At 69.8% G+C, this 26,192-nt stretch carries 24 protein-coding genes; 11 read left to right on the top strand and 13 right to left on the bottom strand.

All coding sequences use genetic code 11. The features are described 5' to 3' along the window. Positions 1-10 precede the first annotated feature (10 nt). Together BZF57_RS14200 and BZF57_RS14195 are read right to left on the bottom strand one after the other, a co-directional pair. On the bottom strand, positions 11-622 hold the full coding sequence (locus BZF57_RS14200) for a response regulator (protein WP_086739111.1): 612 nt from the start codon (positions 620-622) through the stop codon (positions 11-13). Further along, positions 622-3,081, bottom strand: a complete 2,460-nt coding sequence (locus BZF57_RS14195; protein ID WP_086739109.1) for a hybrid sensor histidine kinase/response regulator — start codon at positions 3,079-3,081, stop codon at positions 622-624. The genes BZF57_RS14200 and BZF57_RS14195 overlap by 1 nt, the downstream gene beginning before the upstream one ends. A gap of 282 nt (positions 3,082-3,363) precedes the next feature. Here BZF57_RS14195 and BZF57_RS14190 point away from each other — a divergent pair, with 282 nt between their 5' ends. The 3 genes from BZF57_RS14190 (at position 3,364) to BZF57_RS14180 (ending at position 7,415) form a co-directional block, all read left to right on the top strand. Continuing rightward, the gene (locus BZF57_RS14190) at positions 3,364-3,855 is read left to right on the top strand and encodes a DUF4402 domain-containing protein (protein ID WP_086739107.1); all 492 of its coding nucleotides are present in this window, start codon (positions 3,364-3,366) and stop codon (positions 3,853-3,855) included. Positions 3,856-3,956: 101 nt separating this feature from the next. Then, positions 3,957-4,778, top strand: coding sequence for a fimbrial biogenesis chaperone (locus BZF57_RS14185; RefSeq protein ID WP_086739105.1), 822 nt, complete (start codon positions 3,957-3,959; stop codon positions 4,776-4,778). 27 nt (positions 4,779-4,805) lie between these two features. Then, positions 4,806-7,415, top strand: coding sequence for a hypothetical protein (locus BZF57_RS14180; protein ID WP_086739103.1), 2,610 nt, complete (start codon positions 4,806-4,808; stop codon positions 7,413-7,415). A gap of 149 nt (positions 7,416-7,564) precedes the next feature. On the opposite strand, the gene BZF57_RS14175 is transcribed toward BZF57_RS14180, so the two are convergent. Next, positions 7,565-8,209, bottom strand: a complete 645-nt coding sequence (locus BZF57_RS14175) for a TetR/AcrR family transcriptional regulator (protein ID WP_086739100.1) — start codon at positions 8,207-8,209, stop codon at positions 7,565-7,567. Positions 8,210-8,310: 101 nt separating this feature from the next. Here BZF57_RS14175 and BZF57_RS14170 point away from each other — a divergent pair, with 101 nt between their 5' ends. From BZF57_RS14170 to mhpA, 3 genes are read left to right on the top strand one after another with little or no spacing between them, the layout of a single operon-like run. Then, a complete protein-coding gene (locus BZF57_RS14170; protein WP_086739097.1) occupies positions 8,311-9,321 on the top strand; it encodes a VOC family protein in 1,011 nt (336 codons plus the stop codon). Between the two features lie 3 nt (positions 9,322-9,324). Next, entirely contained in the window at positions 9,325-10,164 is an 840-nt protein-coding gene (locus BZF57_RS14165) for a fumarylacetoacetate hydrolase family protein (protein ID WP_086739095.1), read from the top strand. Between the two features lie 4 nt (positions 10,165-10,168). Continuing rightward, entirely contained in the window at positions 10,169-11,635 is a 1,467-nt protein-coding gene (gene mhpA, locus BZF57_RS14160) for a bifunctional 3-(3-hydroxy-phenyl)propionate/3-hydroxycinnamic acid hydroxylase MhpA (RefSeq protein ID WP_162291017.1), read from the top strand. Here the strand turns inward: mhpA and BZF57_RS14155 are convergent. From BZF57_RS14155 to BZF57_RS14145, 3 genes are read right to left on the bottom strand one after another with little or no spacing between them, the layout of a single operon-like run. Continuing rightward, positions 11,622-12,209 carry a Smr/MutS family protein gene (locus BZF57_RS14155; protein WP_420810217.1) on the bottom strand — a complete coding sequence of 196 codons (588 nt, stop codon included), beginning with the start codon at positions 12,207-12,209 and terminating at the stop codon, positions 11,622-11,624. The two genes, mhpA and BZF57_RS14155, sit on opposite strands and share 14 nt — an antisense overlap. A 20-nt stretch (positions 12,210-12,229) precedes the next feature. After that, positions 12,230-13,405, bottom strand: a complete 1,176-nt coding sequence (gene mltA, locus BZF57_RS14150; RefSeq protein ID WP_086739089.1) for a murein transglycosylase A — start codon at positions 13,403-13,405, stop codon at positions 12,230-12,232. Between the two features lie 41 nt (positions 13,406-13,446). Next, on the bottom strand, positions 13,447-14,100 hold the full coding sequence (locus tag BZF57_RS14145; protein WP_206073277.1) for a Tim44/TimA family putative adaptor protein: 654 nt from the start codon (positions 14,098-14,100) through the stop codon (positions 13,447-13,449). A gap of 284 nt (positions 14,101-14,384) precedes the next feature. On the opposite strand from BZF57_RS14145, the gene secB reads away from it, so the two are divergent. The 5 genes from secB to BZF57_RS14120 all read left to right on the top strand — a co-directional run bounded on the left by secB (position 14,385) and on the right by BZF57_RS14120 (position 18,916). Next, positions 14,385-14,930: a protein-export chaperone SecB gene (gene secB, locus BZF57_RS14140; protein WP_086739087.1), complete on the top strand. Its 546-nt coding sequence runs from the start codon at positions 14,385-14,387 to the stop codon at positions 14,928-14,930. A gap of 28 nt (positions 14,931-14,958) precedes the next feature. Then, positions 14,959-16,578, top strand: coding sequence for a murein biosynthesis integral membrane protein MurJ (gene murJ, locus BZF57_RS14135; RefSeq protein ID WP_086739085.1), 1,620 nt, complete (start codon positions 14,959-14,961; stop codon positions 16,576-16,578). Position 16,579: 1 nt separating this feature from the next. After that, positions 16,580-17,596 carry a tryptophan--tRNA ligase gene (trpS, locus tag BZF57_RS14130; RefSeq protein WP_086739083.1) on the top strand — a complete coding sequence of 339 codons (1,017 nt, stop codon included), beginning with the start codon at positions 16,580-16,582 and terminating at the stop codon, positions 17,594-17,596. Positions 17,597-17,739: 143 nt separating this feature from the next. After that, positions 17,740-18,399 carry a DUF4136 domain-containing protein gene (locus BZF57_RS14125; RefSeq protein ID WP_086739184.1) on the top strand — a complete coding sequence of 220 codons (660 nt, stop codon included), beginning with the start codon at positions 17,740-17,742 and terminating at the stop codon, positions 18,397-18,399. A 97-nt stretch (positions 18,400-18,496) separates the two neighbouring features. Beyond that, the gene (locus BZF57_RS14120) at positions 18,497-18,916 is read left to right on the top strand and encodes an energy transducer TonB (RefSeq protein WP_162291016.1); all 420 of its coding nucleotides are present in this window, start codon (positions 18,497-18,499) and stop codon (positions 18,914-18,916) included. Positions 18,917-18,920: 4 nt separating this feature from the next. Here the strand turns inward: BZF57_RS14120 and BZF57_RS14115 are convergent, their stop codons facing one another. The 7 genes from BZF57_RS14115 to BZF57_RS14085 all read right to left on the bottom strand — a co-directional run bounded on the left by BZF57_RS14115 (position 18,921) and on the right by BZF57_RS14085 (position 26,130). Beyond that, a complete protein-coding gene (locus BZF57_RS14115) occupies positions 18,921-19,640 on the bottom strand; it encodes an RBBP9/YdeN family alpha/beta hydrolase (RefSeq protein ID WP_086739078.1) in 720 nt (239 codons plus the stop codon). 137 nt (positions 19,641-19,777) lie between these two features. Continuing rightward, positions 19,778-20,428 (bottom strand): hypothetical protein, encoded by a 651-nt coding sequence (locus BZF57_RS14110; protein WP_086739076.1) that lies wholly within the window; start codon positions 20,426-20,428, stop codon positions 19,778-19,780. A 61-nt stretch (positions 20,429-20,489) separates the two neighbouring features. Next, positions 20,490-20,942 (bottom strand): dUTP diphosphatase, encoded by a 453-nt coding sequence (dut, locus tag BZF57_RS14105; protein ID WP_086739074.1) that lies wholly within the window; start codon positions 20,940-20,942, stop codon positions 20,490-20,492. Beyond that, positions 20,939-22,612, bottom strand: a complete 1,674-nt coding sequence (locus BZF57_RS14100) for a bifunctional phosphopantothenoylcysteine decarboxylase/phosphopantothenate synthase (protein WP_086739071.1) — start codon at positions 22,610-22,612, stop codon at positions 20,939-20,941. Before BZF57_RS14100 ends, dut begins: the two co-directional genes overlap by 4 nt. Positions 22,613-22,686: 74 nt before the next feature. Then, positions 22,687-23,817, bottom strand: a complete 1,131-nt coding sequence (locus BZF57_RS14095) for a hypothetical protein (RefSeq protein ID WP_086739069.1) — start codon at positions 23,815-23,817, stop codon at positions 22,687-22,689. Then, positions 23,814-25,370 (bottom strand): 2-polyprenylphenol 6-hydroxylase, encoded by a 1,557-nt coding sequence (gene ubiB, locus BZF57_RS14090; protein ID WP_086739066.1) that lies wholly within the window; start codon positions 25,368-25,370, stop codon positions 23,814-23,816. Before ubiB ends, BZF57_RS14095 begins: the two co-directional genes overlap by 4 nt. A gap of 4 nt (positions 25,371-25,374) precedes the next feature. Next, positions 25,375-26,130, bottom strand: a complete 756-nt coding sequence (locus tag BZF57_RS14085) for a class I SAM-dependent methyltransferase (RefSeq protein WP_086739064.1) — start codon at positions 26,128-26,130, stop codon at positions 25,375-25,377. Positions 26,131-26,192: the final 62 nt, after the last annotated feature.

Here is a 26,192-nt window from a genome sequence, read left to right as displayed (position 1 = left end):
CCGCGGCGTCTCAGCACAGCGCCCTTTCGCGCGCGATCATCGCGGCGTGGGTGCGGTTCTTGGCGCCGAGCTTGCGGCAGATGAGCTTCACGTGGAGCTTGATCGTCGGCTCGCGCAGGTCGAGGTCGCGGGCGATCTCCTTGTTCGCCTGCCCGGCGCACAGCCCCGCCAGCACCTGCCGTTCGCGCGGGGAGAGCCCGCCGGAGTCCGCGGGCGCTGCCTGCGCGGGGCGGTGGAGGTCGATAGGCATGTAGGTCTCGCCCGCCGCCATGAAGCGGATCGCGTTGACCAGCGAGCGCGCGGGGAGCGTCTTGGGCAGATAGCCCGCCGCGCCGCTGTCGAGCACCCGCTCGGTCACGCCCGGCGGGGCGAGCCCGCTCATCAGCGCGACCGGCCGCCCGAAGCTCGCCGCCAGCGCCTTGTCGAGCCCGGCATAGCCGTCCATCCCCGGCATCCCGTAATCGAGCACCACGAGGTCATAGGGCGGCGCGGCCTCGGCAATCGCGGCGAGCGCCTGCGGCAGATCGGCGACCGTATCGACGGCGAACCCGCCCTCAGCCTCGAGATAGGAGCGCAGCACATCGCGCAGCAGTTCGTGATCGTCGGCAATCAGGATACGCATCACGCTTTCCTCTGTCTGGCGGCGGAGATGGCCGCGGCCGCAGCACCGGCCAGCCGCGCGGCACTGGTGGGCTTGCCGAGCACGCCGTCGAACACGCCATCGGGTCCCTGATGCAGCTGGTGCACCCGCGGCAGGGCGGTCAGCAGCAGGATCGGCAGATCGGCGCGCAGCTTGCGCAAGGCCTTGGCAAGGCCGGCCCCGTTCATGCGCGGCATATCGTAATCGGTGATGACGAGATCCCACGCCGCCGGATCCTCGCGCAGCACCGCGATCGCGTCGGCCGGATCGAGACAGGGGCCGACCTCGGCGCCGACCTGTTCGAGCATAGCGGTGACGGTATCGACCACGGCCGGATTGTCATCGATCACGAGGATCGCCTTGCCGAGTAGGCCGGGGCCGGGTCGTGCGATGGCCTCCCCATCATGGGCCGGATCGGGCGCCGTGCCGGGTTCGAGCGGCCACCAGATTTCGAACACCGTCCCGCAATCGGGCCAGCTCTGGATCGCCAGCGCCCCGTTGTTGCTGGCGATGATGCCGGCCACGACCGCGAGGCCCAGCCCCGTCCCGGCCTCGCCCTTGTGGGTGAAGAACGGCTCGAACACCTGCTCCAGTTCTTCCGGACGGATGCCGATGCCCGTGTCGCTCACCCGGATCAGCGCGGCGGGCACCTGTGGCAGCGTGCCAAGCACCAGCTTGCCGGTGGGCTGATAGCCGTCCGCCTTGAGCACCTCGAGCTTGATTCGCGCCGTCCCGCCCGGGCGCAGCGCATCGCGGGCGTTGAGCACGAGGTTGAGCACCACCTGGTTGAGTTCGGTATCGTCGGTCAACGCCATCAGCGGTGCAGGCGGCAGCTCCAGCTCGATCCGGTGGAGCGGATCGGTGAGGCTCGGCGCAACCAGATCGCGCACGTCCCAGATCGTGCGGCGCAGGTCGACAAGGCGCGGATGCGGCACACGGCGGCCGAGCGTCAGCAGCTTCTCGGTCAGCCCCGCCGCCGTGGTTGCTGCCGACTGGATGCGCAGTGCATGGTGGCGGACGCGGTTGTCCTCGATATGCCGCAGCAGCTCGGCTGTGCCGGAAATGGCGGCAATCAGATTGTTGAAATCATGCGCGATCCCGCTCGCAAGCTGGCCGACGACCTCCTGCCGCTGAGCCAGCATCAGCTGTTCGCGCAACCGGCCTTTCTCGCGTTCCATCGCCCGCCGGTCGCTGACGTCACGAGTGATGCACATGATCCCGCCCTGCGGCGCAAGCGAGAGCGCGATTTCCTGTTCGATCGGCGTCCCTTCGGCGCGGCGCCCCTGGGTCTCGCCGCGCCACTGGCCCTGTTCGAACAGAACCGGCATCGCCTCCTCGTTGATGCGCTGCGCCTCGTCGGGCGCGTAGAGCACACTCCACGGCCGACCGATCAGCGCCGACGGATCGGGATAGCCGAACATCGCGGCATGGGCGCGGTTCATGAAGATGAAGACGCCCTGCGGATCTGTCAGCGCGATACCGTCGTCCGAAGCCTCGATCGCGGCGACCTGCCGCGCGAGCCGCGCCTCGGTCGCCTCGCGCTCGGCCTCGGCGAGCTTGCGGGCGGAGATGTCGCGGATGATCGCGGCAAAGCCCGCCGGGGCCTCGCCGTCGGTGTCGTCGGGCCACATGGCGAGCGAGAGTTCGACCGGAAACTCGTGCCCCGCCTTGCACAGCGCGGGCACCTCGACCGTGCGGCCGACCAGCTTGACCGGCCCCTTCGCGCGCAGCCGCGCCACGCCCGCATGGTGCCCCTGGCGGTGGACATGGGGGATGATGAGATCGAGGCTCTGGCCGAGCGCCTCGGCGGCGCTCCACCCGAACATCGCCTCGGCGGCGCGGTTCCACAGGATGATGCGGCTCATCGCATCGGCGCAGACGAAGGCATCGGTGGTGGTCTCGGCGATCAGCTGGGCGATGCGCCGCTCCTGCCGCGCCTGCCGCCCCTCGAGCAGCGCGACGACCTGCCGCGCCATCAGCTGGAGCACCTCGGCCTCGCGGGAGGAGAAGCTCTCGCGCGGGGCGGGGTCGATGACGCACAGCGTGCCGACGCGGTAGCCATCGGCCAGCACCAGCGGCGCGCCCGCATAGAAACGGATGTTGGGCTCGCCGGTGACGAGCGGGTTGCGGGCGAAGCGCGGATCTTCGGCGGCGTCGGTCACCACCATCACCCCGTCGTCGCAGATCGTGTGCCCGCAGAAAGAGTCCCGCCGGCAGGTCTCGTCCGCCGCCAGCCCGTAGCGCGCCTTGAACCACTGCCGGTCGGCATCGACGAGGCTGACGAGCGCGATCGCCGTATCGAAGCGGTCCGCCGCAAGCCGCGTGATGACGTCGAGTTCGTCCTCGGGCGGCGTGTCGAGCACGTTGAGCCGGTGCAGCGCGGCGAGCCGCTCGGGCTCGTCATGGGGAATCGGCGGAAGGGTGAAATCAGGCTCGAGCATGGCGGTATGCAGTCCGGTCGGAATGGGGTGTCAAACTGGAGCCCTGGGTGACGCGCGCGCGTGGTGCGCTCAATCCGTCCATACGGCGGAAACCTTATCCTTTCGTATAGGTGAGCACATCCCTCCGGCGATGACCCTATCCCGCAGGAGAACGGTCTTAACCCTTCCGCGCCCGCGATTAGCCTTGCGCGATCAGGACAGGTCCGGGGCGATCCGGCATCTGAGGTTCAGCCACGGCACGACTGCCGCTGGACTGAACAAGAGACCAGAAGGACCAATGAAATGAACAAGATGTTTGCTATCGCCACCGTGCTCGCTTCGTTCGCGGCCGCCACTTCGGCGCAGGCCCAGTCGGCTGACGCTGGCGCCGGCGCGAAGATCATCGCACCGCTCGAAATCAGCAACGTGACCGATCTCTACTTCGGCACGATCGCCCCCTCGACCACGGTCGCCGACAAGGTCGTCGTTACCGCCGAAGGCGAGCGCAAGTGCGGCCCGGCGCTGACCTGCCTCACCGCCGACCACACCGCCGCCGCCTTCAAGGTGACCGGCGAGGCGGACGCGATCTACACCGTGTCGCTGCCCAAGGCGATCAAGATCGTCAACGAGCGCGGCAACGCCATGCTGGTCTCGGACTTCACCGGCTCGAAGAGCAAGGGCCAGCTCCTGAAGGGTGAAGACAGCTTCACCGTCGGCGGCACGCTCGACGTCGGCGTCCGTCAGGAAGCCGGCAAGTACACCGGTAGCTTCACCGTCGCGGTGGAATACCAGTAAGCCCTCCGTGGCAGGGGACGGGGCCGCGCACTCCCCCGGCGCGCGGCCCCGTTTACCCCGTCACGATCGAGACCCCTCCCTGCCAATGTGAGGTCTTTCCCATGCTCCGCTTTCCCCTCGCCGCCGCGTTGGTCGCGGCGCTTGCCGCCCCTGTGCCTGCCGCCGCCGAACTGCTGGTCGCCCCCACCCGCGTCGTGCTGACTCCCGAGACGCGCGCCTCCGAGCTGGTGCTCGTCAACAAGGGCACCGAAACCGCCGCCTTCCGCATCAGCATCGAGAACCGCCGGATGAACGAGGACGGCAGCCTCGCCGATGCCCCCACCGCGCAGGAAGGCGAGCTCTTCGCCGACGACAAGCTGCGCTATTCCCCGCGCCAGCTGGTGCTCGAGCCCGGCGCGCGCCAGGTCGTGCGCATCATGGCGAGCGCGCCTGCCGATCTGGCTCCGGGCGAATACCGTTCGCACCTGCGCCTGATGTCGGCGCCCGTCAGCGCCGGCGCCGCGACTGTCGCCGGCCAGCAGCCCGCCGACAACAGCCTCTCGATCGAACTCGTCGCGATCCGTTCGCTCACCATCCCGGTGATCCTGCGCGTCGGCAAGCTCGATGCGAGCGTCACGATGGACGCCGCCGCGATGGCGAGCGATGCGCCTGACCAGCTGGTGCTGCGCCTCACCCGCGCGGGCACGCGCTCGGTCTATGGCGATGTCAGTCTCACCCCGGAAGGCGCGAAGGAGCCCGCCTGGGTGGTGCGCGGGGTCGCGATCTACACCCCCAACACCGCGCGCGACGTGATCGTGCCGCTGCCCGCCGAAGTGCGCGCGAAGCTCGTCGGCAGGCGGGTGCGGATCGACTACACCTCGACCGATGCGGCCGATCCGGCGAACGCGGGCAAGCTGCTCGCCAGCCTGACCGCAGCGCTTTGATCGCATGACCCGCCCCGGCAATCGCTCATGTCCCGCCGACCGATCAGGCCCCTGCGCTGGCTGGCCGCACTGCTGTGCGCAGCCGGTCTGGTGGGAGCCGTCGCTGCCCCAGTTCGGGCGCAGGATGGCGACGCCGACGGCGGGGTATTCAACCGGCTGTTCGGCAGCGACCCCGCCGCCGAGCGCGCCGGTCAGGCCGCTGACGGGCTCGCCCTTCCGGCCCTGTTTGCCCAGCGCAAGCTGATCGTCGACGCCTTGCCGCTGCACGATCTGGGCGCGGGCGGCGGGGCCTGCGTCGCGATCCTTCCGCTGCTCGATGCGCTGGAGCTGGCGCATGACGAGGGGGCGGACGGCATCGCCCTCACCCTGCCCGAGCCGCGCCGCACGGTGACGATCCCCGCCGCAGCCCTGCTGCCGAGCCCCTCGGGCGAGTGCCTGCCGCTTGGCGATGTGCCGGATTTCCTCCCCCTCACCCTCACCCACGACAAGGCCGGCCAGCGCCTTGTTCTTTCTGCCACCGCCGCGCTGCCGGTGCTGATGCGCCTTGCGCGCGAGGAGCGGCAGGCGCAGCTGCGGCCCGAGACGGTGCGCCCGGCCTACCCCCTCCTCGCCCGCCCCGAACGCGCGGTGGAATTGTGGAGCGCCGACCTTTCCGCGGGGGCAAACATCGCCCCCCAGGGCCGCCAGCTTTCAGCGAGCCTCCTCACGAGTGGCGGGGTGTTCGGTCTGGCCGGGCGGGTCGGTGCGGCTTTCTCGAGCGAGGGCCGGATGACCGCGGGCGTCACCCTCTCCGAGGCGCGCGATACCCCTGATCTCCTCGGGCCGCTCGCCGCCCGCAGCCTTGCCCTCGGCGACATCGGCGCGCCCGCGCAGCCGCTGATCGCCGACAGCCTCTCGGGCCGCGGGCTGGTGGTCTCCAGCCGCGCGCCGTGGCGGGCCGATCTGGTCGACACCCTTACCCTCTCCGGCCCGCTCCCGCAGGGCTGGGAGGCCGAGCTGTGGCACGAGGAACGCCTCGTCGCCGTCACCCGCGAGGCCGATGCCGCAGGCCAGTGGCGCTTCGGCGAAGTCCCTGTGCGCATTGGGGAAAACCGCTGGACCGTGCGCCTCTACGGCCCCAATGGCGAGAGCGACGAGCAGGTCTTCACGCGGCTAGTGGGCACCGAGATGAACGCCGAGAACGAGATCGGCTACAGCTTCGGCATCGTCGAGGGCGGGCGCCCGCTGATCGGCACCACGCTCGCGGGCGAGCCCGCCGGCCCCGCCGCTTTCGCCAGCCTCGACTGGGGGGTGGCGAGCAGCGTCACTGCGCGGCTCGATGTCCGCGCGGGGATGCGGGGGCAGCCCGCTGTCGCGCTCGGCTTCAACGGGGCGCTCGGCGGCGGGCTGTGGGCGCTCACCGGCGCGCGCGACCGCGAGGGCGGCCTGGGCGGCGCGGTGCGCTTTGCACGGCGGATCGGAGCGCAGGATCTGACCTTCGACCTTGCCCGCCACGGCCGCGACGATGCCCCCGGCCTTCCCCCGCAAGTACGCGAATTCGCACAGGTTCTTGGCCTCGCCGGACAGGGCCGCATCGGCCTCGGGCGCCTGAGCCTCCCCTGGCAGGCGCGCTTCCAGAGCGGAGAGCGGCGCAGCGGCGGCACCCGCGAGGTCGCCGCGGCGCGGGTGGTGCTGCCGATGGCCGACTGGCAGGCCAACCTCGCGCTCGGCGCGGTGCGCGAGGGGGGCACCGGGTGGACCGGCACCGCCGCGTTCGGGCTCACCGCAAGGCACGGCGACTGGCGCCTGAGGAGCGGCGTAAGTGCCTCTAACAACGCAGGTTCATGGGCGATCGACAGCGCCACCATCAGCGCCGCGCGGCGGCTCGGCAAAGGCGGCAATGTCGCGCTCGATCTCGACTGGCAGGCGCAGGGCGGGCGGCTCGGCGGCGGCGTAACTTTCGCGCACCAGTTCGGCCCGCTCGGCCTCAGCGCTTCGGCGGGGCGGAGCGAGGGGGGCTGGCGGGCGGGGATCGGCCTCACCCTCGGCCTGTTCCGCGGCCCCGACCGCTGGCGCACCGCCCCCGCCGGGATCGCCCGCTCGGGCGCCGTGTTGATGGAGATGTTCGTCGACGACGACGGCGACGGCACCCGCGATCCTACCGAAGCGGCGGTCGAGGGCGGGCGCTTCATCGTCGGCGCGGCGCTGCGGCGCGAGGCGACCGACAGCGCGGGCCGGGTCCTCATCGGGGGGATCGCGCCGGGGCCCTCGGTCGACATCGAAACCCAGATGTCGAGCCTCACCGACTTCACCCTCCGCCCGCCCCGCGCCGGCGACCGCGTGACTCTGCGCGCGGGGGAAATCCGCCATGTTCCCATAGGCTTGCGTCCCACCGGCAGTATCGAGATGCAGGTCATCCTGGTCGCCGGAGACCAGCGCGCCCCGCGCTCGGGCGTGCGGGTGATCCTGCGCGATGCGGCGGGGCGCGAGGCGGCGCGGGCGGTGACGGACTTCGAGGGCTTCGTGCTGTTCGAAGGGCTGGCCTTCGGCACCTACCGCGCCGAGGCCGCGGGGCAGACCTCGGGGCCATTGGCGGTGTCCCGCGAGGCGCCCGATGCGGCCGGACGGTTGCTGATCGCAGCTGGAAGCGGGGTATGAACCGAACCGGCGTGTTTCATGTGAAACATCGCCCGAAACGCCCCGCTAGAGCGCACCTGACGCGCGCCGAAACGGAGCGAGCAGGGTCTGGCGGGGGTCTGGAGGGGGTCTGGCAGGGGTCTGGACCCACCCTGCACCCGTGTGCCCTCTCAACCGCCCCCGAACCGCGCCATCGCATCGGCGATCGCCGCGCGGGCGTGTTCATCGCCCACCCCCAGCCCTGCCAGCCCCATCGCCAGCATCGCCGCGAGCCGGGCGGCCGCTTCATCGCGGGGCGCGCGCGCTTCGAGCATCAGCACCATCATCACCTGGCACAGGCCGAGCCAGTAGGGCAGCCCCGCCGCCGCCGCCTCGGGCCGCAGCAGCCCCGCCGCGATCGCCGCCTCGAGATCCGCACGCAGTCCCCGGTTGAGCGGATTGTCGGCCTGCGCGGCGACGCTCTGGTGGCGCAGCAGCACCGCCGCCCGGCGCGGCTCCCTCAGCGCAAAGCCCGCCGCGACCGCCATCCCCCCCGCGATCCGCGCGACTGGATCGGCGAGCCCGGCATTGGCGCGTGTCACCTCTTCCTCAAGCCCCGCGCGCACCTCGCCCGCGACCGCCTCGGCGAAGGCGTGCTTGTCGGCGAAGTGGTTGAAGAAGCTCCCCTTGGCGACGCCTGCGCGCGCCACCAGCTCGTCGATCGCGATGGCATCGATCGGGCGCTCCACCAGCAGGTCGAGCCCGGCCTCGATCAGCGCGGCGCGGGTGCGGGACGGGCGCGAAGCCTTGGGTGGAGGGACAGCGGCAGTGGCCATGCCTCACGCATACTTGACCAATTGGTCAGTTTCAAGCAGATTGACCAAATAGTCAGAATTGATTCGGCGCAAAACACGGGCGCCGCGCAGGGGAGGGGATCATGGCCATCATCCGGGTCGAGGACATCGCCCATGTCCGCTTCGCCGCGCCCGATCTCGCGCTGATGCGCGGCTTTCTCGAGGATTTCGGCCTCACATGCTTCGAGGACGCCGGCCGGCTCTACGGCAAGGGCAGCGACGGGCGGCCCTTCGTCCACGTCACCGAAAAGGGCGAGGCGAAGTTCCTCGCCGTGGGCCTGCGCGCGGGCAGCATCGCCGATCTCGAACGCCTCGCCGCGCACGAGGGCCTGCCGGTCGAGCCCTTCGGCGAACCGGGCGGCGGCATGGTGGTGCGACTCACCGATCCTGACGGCTACGCGGTCGAGGTCGTCGCGGGCCAGCACTGCGAGGCTCCCGCCCCCTGCACCGCGCCCCGCTTCAACTCGGCTGCCGACAAGCCCCGCCAGCGCGCCACGATCCGCCTCGAACCCGCCCCCGCCCACGTCCGCCGCATCGGCCACGCTGTGCTCAAGGTCAGCGATTTCCGCCGGTCGGAGGCGTGGTGGAAGGACCGCTTCGGCTTCCTCACCTCCGACGAGATCGAGGCCGCGCCGGACGTGCCGCTCGGCGCCTTCATGCGCTGCGACCGGGGCGATCTGCCCTCCGATCACCACACGATCTTCCTCGCCCAGCTTCCCGGCGCGCTCGGGCTGCTCCACGCCGCCTTCGAGGTCGAGAGCCTCGATGACCTGATGTGCGGGCACGAATGGCTCAAATCGCGCGAACGCGAGGCCGCATGGGGCGTGGGCCGTCACATCATGGGCAGCCAGATTTTCGACTACTGGAAAGATCCCTTCGGCAACGAGCTCGAGCACTGGACCGACGGCGACCTGTTCACCGCCGCCGATCCGCCCGCCAGGCAGACCATGCAGGCGCTATTAGCCGTGCAATGGGGGGCGCCGCACCCGATGTTTGCAGGGCGCATGGCCCCGCCCCCCGGCCTCGTCGCCTTCGTCACCGCCATGCAGCTGCGTTTGAAGCGCCTGTTCTCCCGCACCCCCAAGGAAGCCTGACCGATGAAACTCTGCACCTTCACCCACGCCGGCAAGACCCGCACCGGGATCGTTGTCGGCGATAGCGTCGTCGAGACCGGCGTCGCCGGAACGATGATCGACCTGATCCGCGACTGGGATGCGCTGAAGCCCGGCCTCGAAGCCAAGGCCGCCACCGGCACAGGCATCCCGCTTGCCGAGGTCAAGCTGGAGGCCCCCGTCCCGCGCCCGGGCAAGATCTTCGCCATCGGCCTCAACTATGCCGACCACATCGCCGAAAGCGGCCTCGGCACGCCCGAGCGGCAGGTGTGGTTCACCAAGGCGCAGACCTCGGTGAACGGCCCCTATGATCCGATCCTGATCGCCCGCGGCACCATGACGCCCGATTACGAGGCGGAGCTGGTCGCCGTGATCGGCAAGGGCGGCAAGCATATCGCCGCCGCCGACGCGCCCGCCGCGATCTTCGGCTATACCGTCGGCAATGACGTGACCGAGCGGATGTGGCAGCACGCCGTGCCGCAATGGGCGCTCGGCAAGAGCTTCGACACCCACGCGCCGATGGGGCCGTGGATCGTCACCGCCGACGAGATCGGCGATCCGCATGATCTGGGCATCCGCTGCTATGTGAATGGCGAGGAGCGGCAGAACTCGAACACGCAGCACCTCGTCTACGATGTGTGGCAGCAGGTCGAGCACCTCTCGGTCGGCATGACGCTGGAGCCGGGCGACTGCCTGTTCACCGGCACCCCGGGCGGGATCGGGGCGGCGATGGAGCCGAAGCGGTTCCTGAAAGCGGGCGATGTGGTGCGGACCGAGATTGATCGCATCGGCCATATCGAGGGCACGATGGTCGCCGAGGGCTGATCCTGTGGGCGCGGGGGGCGAGTTCGACTGCCCAAATGAGTGCGACGTCCTGATCGTCGGCGGCGGGCCGACGGGGGTGACGCTCGCGGGGCTGCTCGCGCGGCGCGGAGTCAGCGTGATCGTCGCCGAGAAGGAAGCGGCGATCTTCCCCCTCCCCCGCGCGGCGCATATCGATCACGAGGGGATGCGCATCCTGCAAGAGGCCGGCGCGGCCGAAGCGGTGATGGCGACCAGCCGCCGCGCCGATGCCTACGAGTTCCGCAACGCGCGCGGCAAGGTGCTGATGGCCTTCACCGGCGCGAGCGGGATCGGGCCGGGCGGCTGGCCGGTCGCCAACATGATCCACCAGCCCTCGGTCGAGGCGGCGCTGCGGCAGGCAATGGCCGCGCGCGCACCGGATGCCTTGCGCAGCGGGTGGCACATGCAGGGCTTCTTCGCGGAGCCCGACGGGGTCACCGCCACCTTCGCCACGCCCGAAGGCGAGCGCTCGCTGCGCGCCCGCTGGCTCGTCGGCGCGGACGGGGCGCGCAGTCCGGTGCGGAAGGCTTGCGGCATCACCTTCGAGGATCTGGGCTTCGAGGAGCCGTGGCTGGTGGTCGACGTGCTGGTGGATGATCCGTCGAAGCTCCCCACCGCCAATTTGCAGATCTGCGACCCCGCGCGGCCCACCACCTGCGTGCTGATGGGCGAAGGCCGCCACCGCTGGGAGTTCATGATCCTGCCCGGCGAGACTCCCGAGGCGGTCAGCGCGCCCGCCAATGTCGAACGCCTGCTCGCGCCGTGGGGTGTGGAAGGCGCGGTCAGGATCGAGCGCACCGCCGTCTACACTTTCCGTGCGCGCATTGCCGAGGAATGGCGCAAGGGCCGCGTGCTGCTCGCCGGAGACGCCGCACACCAGACCCCGCCCTTTGCAGGACAAGGGATGTGCTCGGGGCTGAGGGATGCGGCGAACCTCGCGTGGAAGCTCGCGGCGGTGTGCCGGGGCGAGGCGGGGGAGGCGCTGCTCGACAGCTACCAGCCCGAACGCGCGCCGCACCTCAGGGCGACGATCGACATGGCGTGTCTGATGGGGCGGATGGTGTGCACCACCAGCCGGATTGGGGCGTGGATGCGCGATGCGAAGCTCGGTCTGGCGAAGGCGCTCGGCAAGCTGCCTTCCGGCCCGCCCGCCTATCCGCCGCTGGGTGGCGGGGTGATCCTGAGGGGCGCACCGGGGGCGGGCAGCTATTTCCCGCAGTTCATCGCCGCCGATGGCGCGCGGCTCGACGATGTGCTGGGCGACGGCGTGTGGCTGATCGACCGGCGCGACACCTCCACCGCGCGGCTCGGCCCCTTCGGCGCGCAGATCGCCCGGTGGCTCGATGCGCACGGGGTCGAGGCGGTGCTGGTGCGGCCCGACCGCCATGTCTTCGGCACCGGCACCCCCGCCGAGCTCGACCGGGCATGGCGCGCGGCGCTCAGCGGCGCCTGAGGATCAGGTAGAGCGCGCCCTCGCCCCCGTGACGGATATGGGCGCGGCGCACGGCGGTGATGGCATCGGCATGGCGGCTCGCGGCGAGCCAGTCGAGCAGCTTGGCGCGGATCGCCCCGCGCTTGGCCATGCGGTCGGCGGGATCGACCGGCCGCTCGCGCCCCGCCACCACCAGCACCACCCGCGCGTTCATCGCCCGGGCCTGATCGATCCCCGCCATGATCCGGTCATAGGCGGTGTCGAGCGTGTGGCCGTGGAGATCGAGCGTCAGATCGGGCTCGAGCCGCCCCGCCTTCACGCGGCGGTCCCAGTGGGAATCGAGGCCCGGAGGGGCGGGAGCGGGAGGCGGAGCAGGTGCGGTCTTCGGGCGCCGGGCCCCCACCCCCTGCCCCTCTCTTAAGGGGGTGGAGGGTTTGGTGGCAGTCTTCACCGGCTTGACGAACTTGCTCGGCGGAGCGGGCTTGGCCGTCTCGACCGGCGCAGGCTTGGCGACAGCGGGAGGATCGGGACGGCGCTTCCCCGGCAGCGGCTTCACGCTCGAGGCAAGGTGCGCCCAGGCCGCCTGTTCACCCACCGATAGCCCCCGCGGCGTTCTCATCTGCGGGTCAGCCGCGCGGCCGCGTCCTTGGGCAGCAGAATGAAGGCGCGCCCGCGCCCGCTCATCCCGCCCGCGATGCGGCGCGCGTCTTCGCCCGCGCCCCAGAAGGTGTCGAAGCGGTTCGCGCCCTTGATCGCCCCGCCGGTGTCCTGCGCGATCCACAAGCCCGTAGCTTCCGTGCGGTCGAGGTCGAGGAACACCGGCGCGCCGAGCGGCACGAAGGCGGGGTCGGCGGCGACGGAGGCTTCGCGCCGCACCGGCACGCCCAGCGCGCCCAGCGGCCCGTCACCCTTCAGCTCGGCGAAGAACACCCAGCTCTTGTTCTCGCGCATCAGCGCGCGGCCTTCCGCCGGGTTCTCGCGGATATAGGCCATGATGCCCTGCATCGAGCCCGGATATTGCCCCGGCCCGCTCCCCAGAAGCCCGCGCTCGCGCATCAGGCCGCCGATCCCGGTATATTCGCGCCCGTTCTGCCCGGCATAACCGATGCGGATCACCTCGCCCTCGGGCGTGCGCAAGCGGCCGGAGCCCTGGATCTGGAGGAAGAAGAATTCGACCGGATCGGCGGCGTAAGCGATCACCGGCGCCTTGCCCGCGAGCGCCCCGTCCTCGATCGCCGCGCGGTCGTGGTAGAGCACGAACTTGCCGCTCTCGTCATAGCGCCCGAGCGGCGGGCGACCGGTGCGCTCCGAGGCGGCGACATCGTCCGGCCAGCCGCGCACGAGGTCGGTAGGCATGCCATAGACCGGCACCTCGTATCCCGGACGGCGCGTGCGGCTGCCGGCGATCTCGGGCTCGAAATAGCCGGTCGCGAAGGCCTTGCCGTCACCCACCTGCACGGGGGTGAAGTGCTCGGCGAAGAAGGCGCGCGCCCGCCCGGCGTCCCAGCCGCGCGCGGCGGTGCAGGCGGGTTGCCAGTCCTCGCGCCGCGTCAGCCCGCTGGCATCGTCGCGGGCGAGGAGTTTGGGGCAGGATTCGATGAAACTCGCCAGCGCGCCGCGTGCGTCCGGATCGGCGAGGCCCAGCCCTGCCAGCGCCGGGCCGAGCGCCACGCCCGCCATCGCGGCATTGGCAGCAACCGGCGCGACCGGCGTGGTCACGGCAGGCGGCGGGATCACGCGGCCACAGGCCGCCAGCGCCAGCAGCATCGCCAGAGCAAGCAGCGCGCGCATGGGTCAGCTCCTTATCGGCGGAGGGGCAGCGCCCCCCGAGATCAACCTTCGTCAGTCTCGTCGAGCAGCCAGTTGGGATCGCGCGCGCCAACATTGCGCGAGAAGGTCCACACGTCGCGGCTCTCGATCGCGTCGTCGAGCGATCCGGCGATGACGGTGCCGTCCTTGTCGCGGGTGACCGCGGCGATATCGGCCACGAACAGCAGTGCGATGCGCGCGATGCGGCCATCGAGCACTGCCGAATGGATGCGCACTTCCTCGATCCGGATCAGCGTGTTCTCGAGCGTCTCGCCCGCCGCCTCGCGCGCGTCGAGCGCGGCGGTGAAGCCGGCATAGACATCATCGTCGCACAGCTCGCGCAGGGTCTCGCGGTCGCCCTTCCAGAAGGCTTCGAGGATCATGCGATAGGCGCCCTTGGCCCCGTCGAGGAACTGCACGAGGTTGAACTTGCTGTCGGCCGCGGCGATCTCGCGCAGCGCACGCTCGACCGCGGGCATCACACCTTCGAGCTCGGCCGGGCGCGGCTGGGCGACGGGTGCGGGCATGGCGGCGGGGCGGATCGCGGGGACATCGTCCGATTCGAAGCGCTGCGGCACAGGCTCTTCCTCCTGCTCCGCACGGCGTCCGAGCACCGAATAGAGGCGCAGGCCGAGGAACGCGGCCACCATGGCGAGGAGAACGATTTCGAGCACTATACCAATCCGATCGTCGCATCTGGCGCGCACGCGGGGGAACGCCGCACCGCCCAAGAGAACATTACCCTGCCTTAAATAGGGTCTCATTACAATTCGCCAACGCCCGATAGGTTGCTGTGCGGGTTGCATGGCGCAGGAGATACGTCCGAAAGCGCGGCGCGGTTGCGGCGTTCTCTCGCCCCTGCTAGGCGCGCCGACGAGCAGCCTGCGCCCTTCGGGTGCGCCGGGCGCATCACCTGTTACACTCTTTGCCATCACGGCATACTTGGAAAGACTGGCGACACATGGCCGAAGAAGAAGGCGTCCTCACCAACCTCGACACCGCTGCCGGCGAAGGGCCGCAGCCCAACGGGGTCGACACCAGCCCGGCGGTGGGGATCATCACGCAATACGTGAAGGACCTTTCGGTCGAGAACCCGGCCGCGCCCGATGTCTACCAGTGGCCCGAGCCGCCGCAGATCGACGTGCAGTTCAACATCGGCGCCGATCCGGTGGGCGAAGGCGTCCACGAAGTGACGCTGAAGCTGACGCTCACCGCCTCTTCGCAGCGCGGGACGATGTATATCGTCGATCTGGCCTATTGCGGCCTTGTCGGCATGCGCAACGTGCCCGAGGATCAGGCCCACGCCTTCCTCTACGCCGAAGCGCCGCGCCTGCTGTTCCCCTTCGCCCGCCGCGTCGTTGCCGATGCCGTGCGCGATGCCGGTTTCCCGCCGCTGATGGTCGATCCGGTCGATTTCAACGGTCTCTACGCGCAGCAGCTCGCCGCGCGCCGGGCCGAGGAAGCCGCCGGGGGCGAGCCGATCAAGCCGGTCACCGGGAACGCCTGATCTTGTGCACCCGGGGGCGGGGGCAGGCATGAGCCTACTCAGGAACGTCGGCACCATCGGCGGGCTGACCGCGGTCAGCCGGGTGTTCGGCTTTGCCCGCGACATCCTGCTGGCCCGCGCGCTGGGCGCGGGGCTGGCGGCCGACGCGTTCCAGCTCGCCTTTACCCTCCCCAACACCTTCCGGCGCCTGTTCGCGGAGGGTGCCTTCAGCGTCGCCTTCGTCCCGCTTTACAGCCGCGCGCTCCACGGGCGTGACGGCGAGCCGGGGAGCGAGGAAGCGGCGACCGCCTTCGCGAATGACGTGCTCAGCGTGTTCGTCTGGGTGCTGCTCGCCTTTACCGGCCTGTGCATGATCGCGATGCCGGGGATCGTGTGGATGCTCGCCCGCGAATACGCCACCGTGCCCGGCAAGTTCGAGCTGTCGGTGTTCCTCAGCCGCGTGACCTTCCCCTATCTCGGGCTGGTCAGCCTGGTGGCGATGCTGTCCGGCCTGCTCAACGCCCGCTCGCGCTTTGGCCCGGGCGCGGCGGCGCCGATCCTGCTCAACATCTGCCTGATCTCGGGCATCATCATCGGCGACTGGTGGCGCGCGGGATCGGGCAACGATGTGCTGGTGGTCTATGCGCTGGCGAGCGCGGTCTCGCTCTCGGGCGTGGCGCAGCTGGGCTATCTCGCCTGGGCGACGCGGCGTGCAGGTGTGCGACTGAAGGTGACGCTGCCGAAATTCACGCCCGAGGTGAAGCGGCTGGGCATGCTGATCCTGCCGGCCACCTTCGGCGCGGGGATCTATCAGGTCAGCCAGCTGGTCGACACCTTCTTCGCCACCTCGCTGCCGCAGGGCTCGCTGACGCTGCTGAAGCTCGCCGACCGGCTGAACCAGATGCCGCTGGGGATCGTCGGGATTGCGCTGGGCACCGCGATCCTGCCGATGCTGAGCCGCCACATCCACACCGGCGACAATGCCGAGGCGCAGCGCCTTCAGGCCAATGCCTTCGAGATCGCAACCCTGCTCACCCTGCCCGCCGCCGCCGCGCTCGCGGTGTGCGCGCCCGCTTTCTGCACGGCGTTCTTCGTGGGCGGCAAGTTCACCGCGGCCGACGGCGCGATCATGGCGAACATCGTTGTCGCGCTGGTGGCGGGGCTGCCCGCCTACGTGATCGTCAAGGTGCTGAACCCCGGCTTCTTCGCGCGCGAGGACACCCGCACGCCGGTGTGGACCGCGCTCGCCTCGCTGATCTTCAACGTCGGGCTCAACCTCTATGTGGTCGAGCGGTTCGGGATCGTCGGTCTTGCGGGCGCGACCGCGGCCTCGGCGAGCCTCAATTGCCTGCTGCTCTACGCCATCCTGCACAAGCGCGGGTGGTTCCACTTCACACCGAAGCTGATGGGCCGCGTGGCGCGCCAGCTGGTCGCGACGGGCGCGATGACGGCGGTGCTGTGGTATCTGATGCCGCTGATGCAGGACCGCTACGGCGGCAACCTGATCGAGAAGCTGTGGTCGCTCGGCGCGCTGGTCGCGGGCGGCGGGATCGTGTTCTTCGGCATGGCCTTTGCCGTCGGCGCGCTCGACAAGAGCCTGCTAGCGCAGCTACGGCGGCGGCGACCGGCCCGCGACAAGGCCGATGACGAGATTCTGGAGGTTGAATAGCATGCGCGTGGTTTCCGGCATCCAGCCGACGGGCAATCTGCATCTGGGCAATTACCTCGGTGCGATCCGCAACTGGGCGGCGATGCAGGATTCGCTGGAGCCCGGTTCCGAGGCGCTGTTCTTCCTCGCCGATCTGCACGCGCTCTCGCAGCCGCATGATCCGGCAACGCTGCATCAGGGGACGCTCGAGATGGTCGCGGCGCTGGTTGCCTGCGGGATCGATCCCGACCGCTCGGTGCTGTTCAATCAGGCGCAGGTGCCCCAGCACGCAGAGCTGCAATGGCTGCTCAACGGCACGGCCCGCATGGGCTGGCTCAATCGCATGACCCAGTGGAAGGACAAGGCCGGCAAGAACCGCGAGGGGCAGTCGGTCGCCCTCTTCACCTACCCTGTGCTTCAGGCCGCCGACGTGCTGCTCTACCAAGCGACCCACGTGCCGGTGGGCGAGGACCAGAAGCAGCATCTCGAGCTCGCCCGCGACATCGCGCAGAAGTTCAACAACGACTTTGCCAGCGAAGACGCCCCCGTCTTCACCCTGCCCGAGCCGATCATCCCGGCCGAGGCCGCGCGGATCATGTCGCTGCGGGACGGCAACGCCAAGATGTCGAAGTCGGACCCGTCCGACATGAGCCGCATCAACCTCGTCGATGATGCCGACACGATGGCGCAGAAGATCAGGAAGGCGAAGACCGATCCCGAGCCGCTGCCCTCGGAAGAGGCCGGCCTCGCCGATCGCCCCGAGGCGAAGAACCTCGTCGGGATCTACGCCGCGCTCGCCGGTGAGCCGGTGGCGGCGGTGCTGTCGCAGTATGGCGGGCAGGGCTTCGGCGCGTTCAAGCCCGCGCTCGCCGATCTCTTGGTGGCGAGCCTCGGCCCGATCCGCGACCGATTCGTGGCGCTGAAGGACGACCGCGAGGCGCTCGACGCGATTCTCGCGCGCGGGGCGGCCAAGGCGCGCGAACGCGGCACGCCGACGCTGGACGCCGCCTACAAGGCGCTGGGGCTGGTGCGGCACTGACACGCGCATCGCTGCGACGAAACGCTGCGCGCGCGGGGCGATATTCAATTACCGTTCATTGGCGTGTAATATGGTATCGCGCGTCAGGGCCGTTGCTGTCATTGCAATGGCCTCCAAACAGAGGTTGTGCCATGTTGCCTTCGATGCCTTCGCTCAAGACCTTCACCCGCGCCGCACTGCCTGTGGCCCTCGCCATCGGCCTGTCGGCCTGCACCACCACCCCCTTCAAGGCCGACGTGTCGCGCTTTGCCGTGCCGCTGCCGGCTCCGGCGGGCCAGACTTTCGCGGTCGTGGCGGAAGACCCCAAGCTCGCCGGCGGGCTTGAATTTGCGACCTATGCCAATGCGGTAGCGGCCGAACTGACGCAGCTCGGCTATGCCCGCGCCGCCTCGCCCGAAAACGCCGACATGCTGGTGCGCTTCGATTACCGCGTCGATGGCGGCCGCGAGAAGGTGCGCACCGATTTCAACGGCGCGGGGGCCTTCGGTCCGTGGGGCCGTTGGGGTGGCTGGGGCGGTCGCTATGGCGCCTGGGGCCTCGGCTTCAATGACCCGTTCTTCGGCGGCCCCGACGTGCGCAGTTACACCGTCTACACCAGCGGCGTGGACGTGAAGATCGATCGCCGCGCCGATGGCCAGCGCCTGTTCGAAGGCAAGGCCGAAGCGGTCTCGCGTTCGAACCGCCTGCCGCGCCTCGTGCCCAATCTGGTGGATGCGCTGTTCACCGACTTCCCCGGCAATTCGGGCGAGACTGTGCGCATTACCATCCGCGATGACGAAAAGACCGTGCGCCCCACCGATTGATGGTGTAGGACACTCGGCAAGAGACCCTTGGACGGGAACAAAGAGAGGCGGCGCAGGGGATCGCGCCGCCTTTTTTGTTGCCTGCTTCCGGCGTAGGATGGCCCTCGTGGTCCGCTCTGCCCTCGCCCTCCTTGCCCTTGTCACCCCCGCCGCAGCGCTGGCGCAGACCGCGCCCGAGCCGCTGGCGCCCGAGGCGTGGCTCAAGGATAGCGGCTGGGTCTGCGACTGGCATGCCTGCGATGGTGGCGGAACTGTGCGCCTCGCCCTCACCGTCACGCCCCAGGGACGGGTGAAGGCGTGCGAGATCATCGAGAGCAGCGGGAATGTCCGGATCGACGAAAACACCTGCGCGATGCTGACCCGCCGCGCGCGCTTCACGCCGGCAAAGGACAAGCGGGGCAGGCCGGTCGAAGGGCGATGGGAATCGCGCATCCACTGGAAGGTGCCCGACGAACCGCCAGCCCCGCCGCCCGCAGCGGCGCCGCAGGGGGATCAGGCTCCCCTGCGGCCCGCCTGAGCGATTACCACTCGCTGGCCTGCCGTCCGCTTCCGGCGCTTTGGACCCACGGCAGGCGGGTATAGCGCGCCGCGACCCGGCGGCGGGTGGCGGTCTCGTCCGCACGGCCGATCCCCTGCCGCGTGCGATGCTCGCGCAGGAGCTGGGCGAGGAGCAGCTGCCCGAAAGCCCAGTCGTCGATCCCGCTGTCGGCGTTGATGTGCCCGATCGATCCCGCATAGGCGAAAGTCGCGCCCCAGTCGCTCGCCAGCCCGCGCGCGGTCCGGAGCGAGCAATAGTGGTCGTTCTCGCTCGCGGCGAGGAAGGCGGGGAACGGCAGCGCGCGGCGCGGGGTAGGGGCGAAACGGGCGATCCGCTCGTCCACGCCCGCGCGGTCGGCATCGGGCGGCGCGACCAGCAGCGCGCCGACCACGGGGTTACCATAGGCAGGCTGCTCGTATTCCGCCCACCATGCGACCGCATGGCAGCCGAGCGAATGGGCGACAAGGATCACCGGCCTCCCTGCGCGGTGCACCGCGAGGTTGATCTTGTTCACCCAGGTGTTGCGGTGCGGATCGTCCCACATGCCGAGGTCGACCCGCTCGCAATCGGGAAGCGCCTGCTCCCAGCGGGTCTGCCAGTGGTCAGGGCCGCTGTTGCCGAGGCCGGGGACGATAAGGATCAGCGGATCATCGGCCAGCGCCTCGCTGCCGAGTTCGAGAGTATGGGTCTGGGTATTGGTCATTTCGGCGCTCCTCGAAGCGGGTGGATGACCGTCCATTGGTATGGTCCGACTCTGGCAGAGATAACTCAAGTGATTTGGTTGACAAGAGGGTGGCGACGAATGCCGGGGATTTTTGCGGCGAGTTGCGGGGGCGCGGGTCAGGGTCCGGCAGGAGCCGTGGGGTCAGCCTCGGCGAGGCTTTCGGACTGCCACACGGTCGAATCGATAGGCATGCGCGCATCGTCCTGCCACGCCAGCGCATCGAGCGCGGCAGCGCGCAGGCGGTCGTAGTCGTCGAAGATGCATGCTTTCTGCTTCTTGCGTGCCGCGAAGGCTTGCGAGGCCTTTGAGCACAGCACGCTGAAAACCTCGATCCGGTCAGCCGATCCGTCGCCGGCAAAGCCGATCCGGGCTATCGCATAGGTGTAGGCGGTCTTGCCTTCCTCTCCCGTGAAGGGGATCTCCATGAGATAGCCGCGGTCGGGGAGGGGGACGGGCGTCGGTGTGTCCGCTTCCCCATCGCCCATCTCCGGCGTGGCTTCCTCGAAGTCCGAGGGTGCGAGCGGCTCGTCACGCAGCAGCGCGAACGCAATCTCGCTCGGCGACTGCTCGCCAGCCGGATCGGTGGCACGAACGAGGCCCTGCGCGGCCGGTGCGAAAGTGACGCGTTCCCCGTCGTTGACATAGGTGCCCGCAAGCCCGGCCTGATCGCGCGCGGAGACAGGGATCAGCCGCGTCTCCGACCACCAGCCGGTGCAGCCGGAGAGCATCAGGGCGGCGGCAGCAACAAGCAGCGAGCGCAGGAACATTGACGGGGTCTCCCTCGGAGCGGGAGGCTAACCCGTTGGACCGCGGCCCGCAATCCGCCCGTCAGAGCTTCGCGTGACCCCCGGTCGAGCCGAAGCCGCCCTCGCCCCGCTCGGTCGCGTCGAGTTCCGCGACCTCGTCCCATGCGGCCTGCACCACCGGCGCCAGCACCAGCTGCGCCACGCGGTCGCCGCGGGCGATGGCGAAGGGCTCGCTGCCCAAGTTGATCAGGATCACCTTGAGCTCGCCGCGATAGTCGCTGTCGATCGTGCCGGGGGTGTTGGGCACGGAGATGCCGTGCTTCAGCGCCAGCCCCGAGCGCGGGCGCACCTGGATCTCGTAGCCCACCGGGATCGCCATCGCGACCCCCGTGGCGACCGCGTGGCGCGCGCCCGGGGCGATGGTCACGTCCTCGGCGCTCACCACGTCCATTCCCGCCGCGCCATCCGTGGCATAGGCCGGGAGCGGCAGGCCTGCCCCGTGCGGCAGGCGCTTCACTTGCACCGGGACCGTCATTCCGCCGCTTCCGCCGTCAGGCTCGCCGCGATGCGTTCGACCAGCGCCATCGCGACCGCCGCCTTGGGCATGTCGTCGAGCACTTCGATCCCCTCGCCCGTAACGATGGTCACGCGGTTGCGGTCCCCGCCCATGACGTCGCCGCTGACGTCATTGGCGACGATCCAGTCCGCGCCCTTGCGCTTCCTTTTCTGCTTGGCGAATTCGAGCATGTTCTCGGTCTCGGCGGCAAAGCCGATCACCAGTTCGGGCCGGCGCGGGGCGGCGGCGACGTTGGTGAGGATGTCGGGGTTCTCGGTCAGCATCAGCGCGGGCGGTGCATCGCCGCGCTTCTTGATCTTCTCGCCGCGGTATTCCTTGGGCCGCCAGTCGGCGACCGCGGCGACCATCACGGCAACGTCCGCCGGGAGCGAGCGCTTGACCGCCTCGGCCATCTGCATCGCGCTTTCGACGTCGATGCGGCTGACGCCCGCAGGGGTCTTCAATGCGACCGGCCCGGCCACCAGCGTCACCCGCGCGCCCATTGCGGCGGCGGCGGCGGCGATGGCGAAGCCCTGCTTCCCGCTCGAGCGGTTGGCGATGTAGCGCACCGGGTCAATCGCTTCCCACGTCGGCCCGGCGGTGACGAGCACGTGGCGGCCGTGGAGCGGACGGTGCGAGGGCGCGAGGCCGAAATCTCCCCCCTCGGGCACTTCGCCATATTCGACCTCGATCTCCTCGGGGATTTCGGGGGCCTGCGGGGCGGGCGCAGCCTTGCGCGGGTCGATCAGATGGTTGAGCGCGCCGGTATCCATCGGCGGCGCGGCCCCGGCCTTGCCCTTCTTGGCGAGCAGCGGCCCGCCGAAATCGGGCTTGAATTCGGGCTCGGGCTCTTCGGGCATGGCGAAGTCCTCGAACCCGCCTTCGGGTTCGGGCAGCTCCTCGTATTCGGCCTCGATCTCTTCGTGGGTGCGCTTGGCGGTCGAGCGCGGGATGATCCGCGACAGCATGCCGGAGAGCAGCCCCTCGGGAATTGCGGCGCTGGCGTCTTCCTCGTCCTCGGCCTCGATCGCCTCGACTGCGATCGCGGGGGCGGCGGGGGCAAGCGGCTGCGCTTCGGGCACTTCGATGCCGAATTGCGCGGCGATCTCGCGCCAGATCACCTCGGGCTCGGGCAGGCGGCCATAGCCGAATTCGCCGCAGGCCATCGCACCCTTGTCGGGGTGGAGCACTGTGACGCCCGCGGCCTTCAACAGGCCAATATTGCGCTGCGTCGCCTCGTGCTCCCACATCCGCACGTTCATCGCGGGCACAGCCATCACCGGCTTGTCGGTGGCGAGGATCAGCGTGGTGGCAAGGTCATCGGCAATCCCAGCCGCCATCTTGGCGAGGAGGTCCGCCGTCGCCGGGCAGACGACCACAAGGTCCGCCTCGCGCGACAATTGGATATGGCCCATCTCCGCCTCGTTCTTGAGGTCGAAGAGATTGGTGTAGACCTGGTTCTCGCTGAGCGCCGCGAGCGACATGGGGGTGACGAATTGCTGCCCGCCGCGGGTGAGCACGCAGGTGACCTCGCCCCCGCCCTTGCGGATCAGGCGCACCAGTTCGCAGGCCTTGTAGGCCGCGATGCCGCCGCCCACGACCAGCAGGATGCGTGGGTGTGTGCCCGTGGCCGCCTCCTGTTTGCTCATCTCGGTTTCGCCTCTCGCGCCTTCGCCTTGGGGGAGTCGGACATAGTCCAAGCATCTCCCTTCGCAAAGCTTGGTTAAGTTTGCCTTGCCATCCGGCCTGCGAGCCGCATCGCCAGCTCGGCCAGCCCGCGCGGGGCGAAGGCGAGACCGATGGCGTAGGCCGGCAGGGCCAGCTCGGCCCAGTAGTAGTTTCCGGGCCGCGCGAACAGCGCCATCATCGTGGCGAGGCCGGCGAACCACAAGGCGGCGAACAGCCCCGTCCGCCCCCCCAGCGAGACCCAGCCGAGCAGCGGCAGGATCGCGACGGGCGCGGCGAGGCCCGGAGGCAGGTGCCGGAGGCCGGTCAGCTCGGCAAGGCCGGTGAGGGCGACGGCAAACCCCGCGCGCGCGTTCCAGCCCTGCGAGGCGAGATCGCCCGCCAGCCGCTCCGCCGCAACCGCCTGCGCGTGGAGCGCAAGGCCGGCTGCGAACAACGCCAGCAATGCGGCGATGGCGAGCGCCTCGCGCCAGCGCTTGCCGGCGAGCGCAAAGGCCAGCCACAGCAGCACGAAGGGCGCGGCAAGCTCGCGCACCGCCAGCGCGGCGGCGGCGGCGAGCAGCGCGGGCCACCAGCGATGGGGCCGATACGCCAGCAGCGCGAGGGTCAGCAGCACGCCCGCGACATAATCGTGATCATAGGCGGCAAGCGGAGACAGCGTCGCCCCGCCCCCGGCGGCCAGCAAGGCGCTGGCGATGATCCGCTCCTCGAGGCTGGCAAGCGCCACCGCACGCCAGTTCAAGGCGAGGATCGCCGCCCCCACCAGCGCGAGGGTCAGCCAGCGCACGCCCTGCGGCTCGAGCACCGCCTGCGCCCCGGCAAGCGTCGGCAGGCGCACGGTGACGAAGGGCCGCGTGGGATAGCCGCTCGCCCGCTGCTCGGCGAGCGCGGCGGGGTAATAGCCCTCGCCTGCCGCCATGCGCGTGTGGATGCGGGAATAGAGCGCGAGGTCGCCCGGGGGCGGACGCTTGGCGGGCTTGGCAGCGGGAGGCGCCGATGCGGCGGCAGTCGCCGGAGGTCTGGTCGGGAGAGGCGGTGCCGGGGCGGCCACCCATGCGCTCCACGCCATCGCGGCGGCGAGCAGGGCCAGCACCGCACCGGCGGCCCATCGGGGGAGCAGGGCAAAGGGCCGATGCGGCAGCGCGAGGCCGCCGTCCGCCAGTCTCATCCGATCCAGCCGAGCGCCATCGCGCCCCACACCGCACCCGCACCCGCCAGCGCGGTCAGGGCATAGCCGAGCCACCCGCGCCCCTCCCGCTTGTCGGTGAGCAGCACGATCTCGGGCAGCGGCGGCGGCTCGGGTGCGCCGCCCTTGGGCGGGAACATCTCCTCGACCCGGCGGATCAGGCCCGGCAGGCGCAGCAGCGTCTCGGCGTCCTGCTTCAGCCGGTCGGCGAGTGCCGCTTCCGGCCCCAGCTCGTCACGGATCCATTCGCGAACATAGGGCGCGGCGGTGTCCCACATGTTGATGTCGGGATTGAGCTGGGTGGCGATCCCCTCGACCATCACCATCGTCTTCTGCAGCAGCAGCAGGTGCGGCTGGGTCTGCATGTCGAAATCGCGGGTGATGGCGAAGAGCCCGTCGAGCATCTGCCCGACGCTGAGCTCCTTCACCGGCTTGCCCCGCATCGGCTCGCCCACGGCGCGCAGCGCGGTCGCGAATTCGCCGACCGAGTGGTAGCTCGGCACGTATTGGGCTTCGAAATGGATCTCGGCGACGCGCTGGTAGTTGCCAGTCGTCAGCCCGTAGAGGATCTCCGCCAGCCACTGCCGCGCACGGCGGTCGATGCGGCCCATGATCCCGAAATCGATCGCGACGATGGTGCCGTCGTCCTCCACGAACAAGTTGCCCTGATGCATGTCGGCGTGGAAGAAGCCCGCGCTGATCGCCTGGGTCAGGAAGCTGATCACGAGCTTTTCGGAGATCGCCGCGAGATCATGCCCGCGCGCGCGCAGTTCGTCGACGCGGCTGATCTTGATGCCGTCGATCCACTCGATGGTCATCACCCGCCCGTTGGTGCGGTCCCAGTCGACATTGGGAATGCGGTAGCCCGGCACACCCGCCATCTGCTCGGCAAGCTCGCTGGCCGAAGCCGCCTCGCGCCTCAGGTCGAGCTCGGAATTGGTCCAGCGCTTGAAGTTGGCGATGGTCAGCCGCGGGCGCAGGCGGCTTGCCTCGCCGCCCATCTGCTCGACATGGGCCGCGGCCCATTCATAGGTCTGGATGTCCTGCGCGAACTTTTCGCGGATGCCCGGACGCAGCACCTTGACCGCGACCTTGCGGCCATCGGTGGTCACCGCCTTGTGGACCTGCGCAATCGAGGCCGCGCCAACCGGCTCGGGGTCGATTTCGCTGAACAGGTTCTCGAGCGGCTGGCCGAAGCTCGATTCGATCGCCGCCCTGATCTGCGCGAAGGGCACGGGCGGCAGCGAGTCCTGAAGGCTCAGCAGATTGTTCGCCGCTTCCTCGCCCACCAGATCGGGGCGGGTGGCGAGGCTCTGCCCCAGCTTGATCGCGGCGGGGCCGATCGCGCGGAAGGCGCCCGCGTAATCGGGCTTGCCGCGCTTGCCCGTCAGCGTCGCGAGCCGCGCGAGGCGCACGAACTGGCGCACTGCGGCAGGCGCGTTGGGATCGTTCTCGATCCCCACCAGCGCGCGCCGCCGGGCAAGCGTGACGCCCCAGCGCGCAAGGCGGGAAAGGTGGACGACGGAAGAGGTCACTGGCCTAGATCTTCCACCCCGAATGGATCGCCACCAGCCCGCCCATGATCGGTTCGACCTTGGTGTTCACGAAGCCGGCCTTGCGGATCATCTGCTCGAAGGCGGGCATCGGCGGGAACTTGCGGATCGATTCGGCGAGGTAGCGATAGGAATCCGCGTCGCCCGCGATCGCCTGCCCCATGCGCGGCAGGAGGTGTTCGGAATAGAGGTCGTAGGCCTCCTTCAGCCCCGACCACTCGACGGTCGAGAATTCGAGGCAGAAGAACCTCCCGCCCGGCCGCAACACCCGCAGCGCCTCGGCCAGCGCCTTGTCGATGTGGGTGACGTTCCGGATGCCGAAGGCGATGGTGTAGGCATCGAAGGTGTTGTTCGAGAAGCTCACCTGTTCGGCGTTCTGGCAGGTGAAGACGAGCGCGCCGTCCTCTTCATCAAACCCCCGCTCCAGCGCGCGCTCGGCGCCCACGTCGAGCATGTCCTGGTTGATGTCGGCGACGGTGATATGCGCGCCGCGGGCCGCCATGCGGAAGGCAATGTCGCCCGTGCCGCCCGCCATGTCGAGGATCTGCTCGCCCGGCTGCGGCTTCACGCGCTTGACGAAGCGGTCCTTCCACAGGCGGTGCATCCCGCCCGACATCGCGTCGTTCATGATGTCGTACTTGCGCGCGACGCTGGAGAAGACCTCGCCCACTTTGCGGGTCTTTTCCTGCGGGGTGACCTGCTGGTAGCCGAAGGAGACGGTTTCGTCGGTGGTTTCGCTCATGCGGCGTTCCCTAGAGGGAATTGCCGGATAGGCAAAGGGTGATAGAGGCACCCCTTGTTGCG

Source organism: Erythrobacter colymbi (assembly GCF_002155685.1).
Classification (GTDB): domain Bacteria; phylum Pseudomonadota; class Alphaproteobacteria; order Sphingomonadales; family Sphingomonadaceae; genus Erythrobacter; species Erythrobacter colymbi.
The sequence above is the reverse complement of the archived record's forward strand: the minus strand, read 5'-3'. Positions and strand labels throughout refer to the sequence as shown.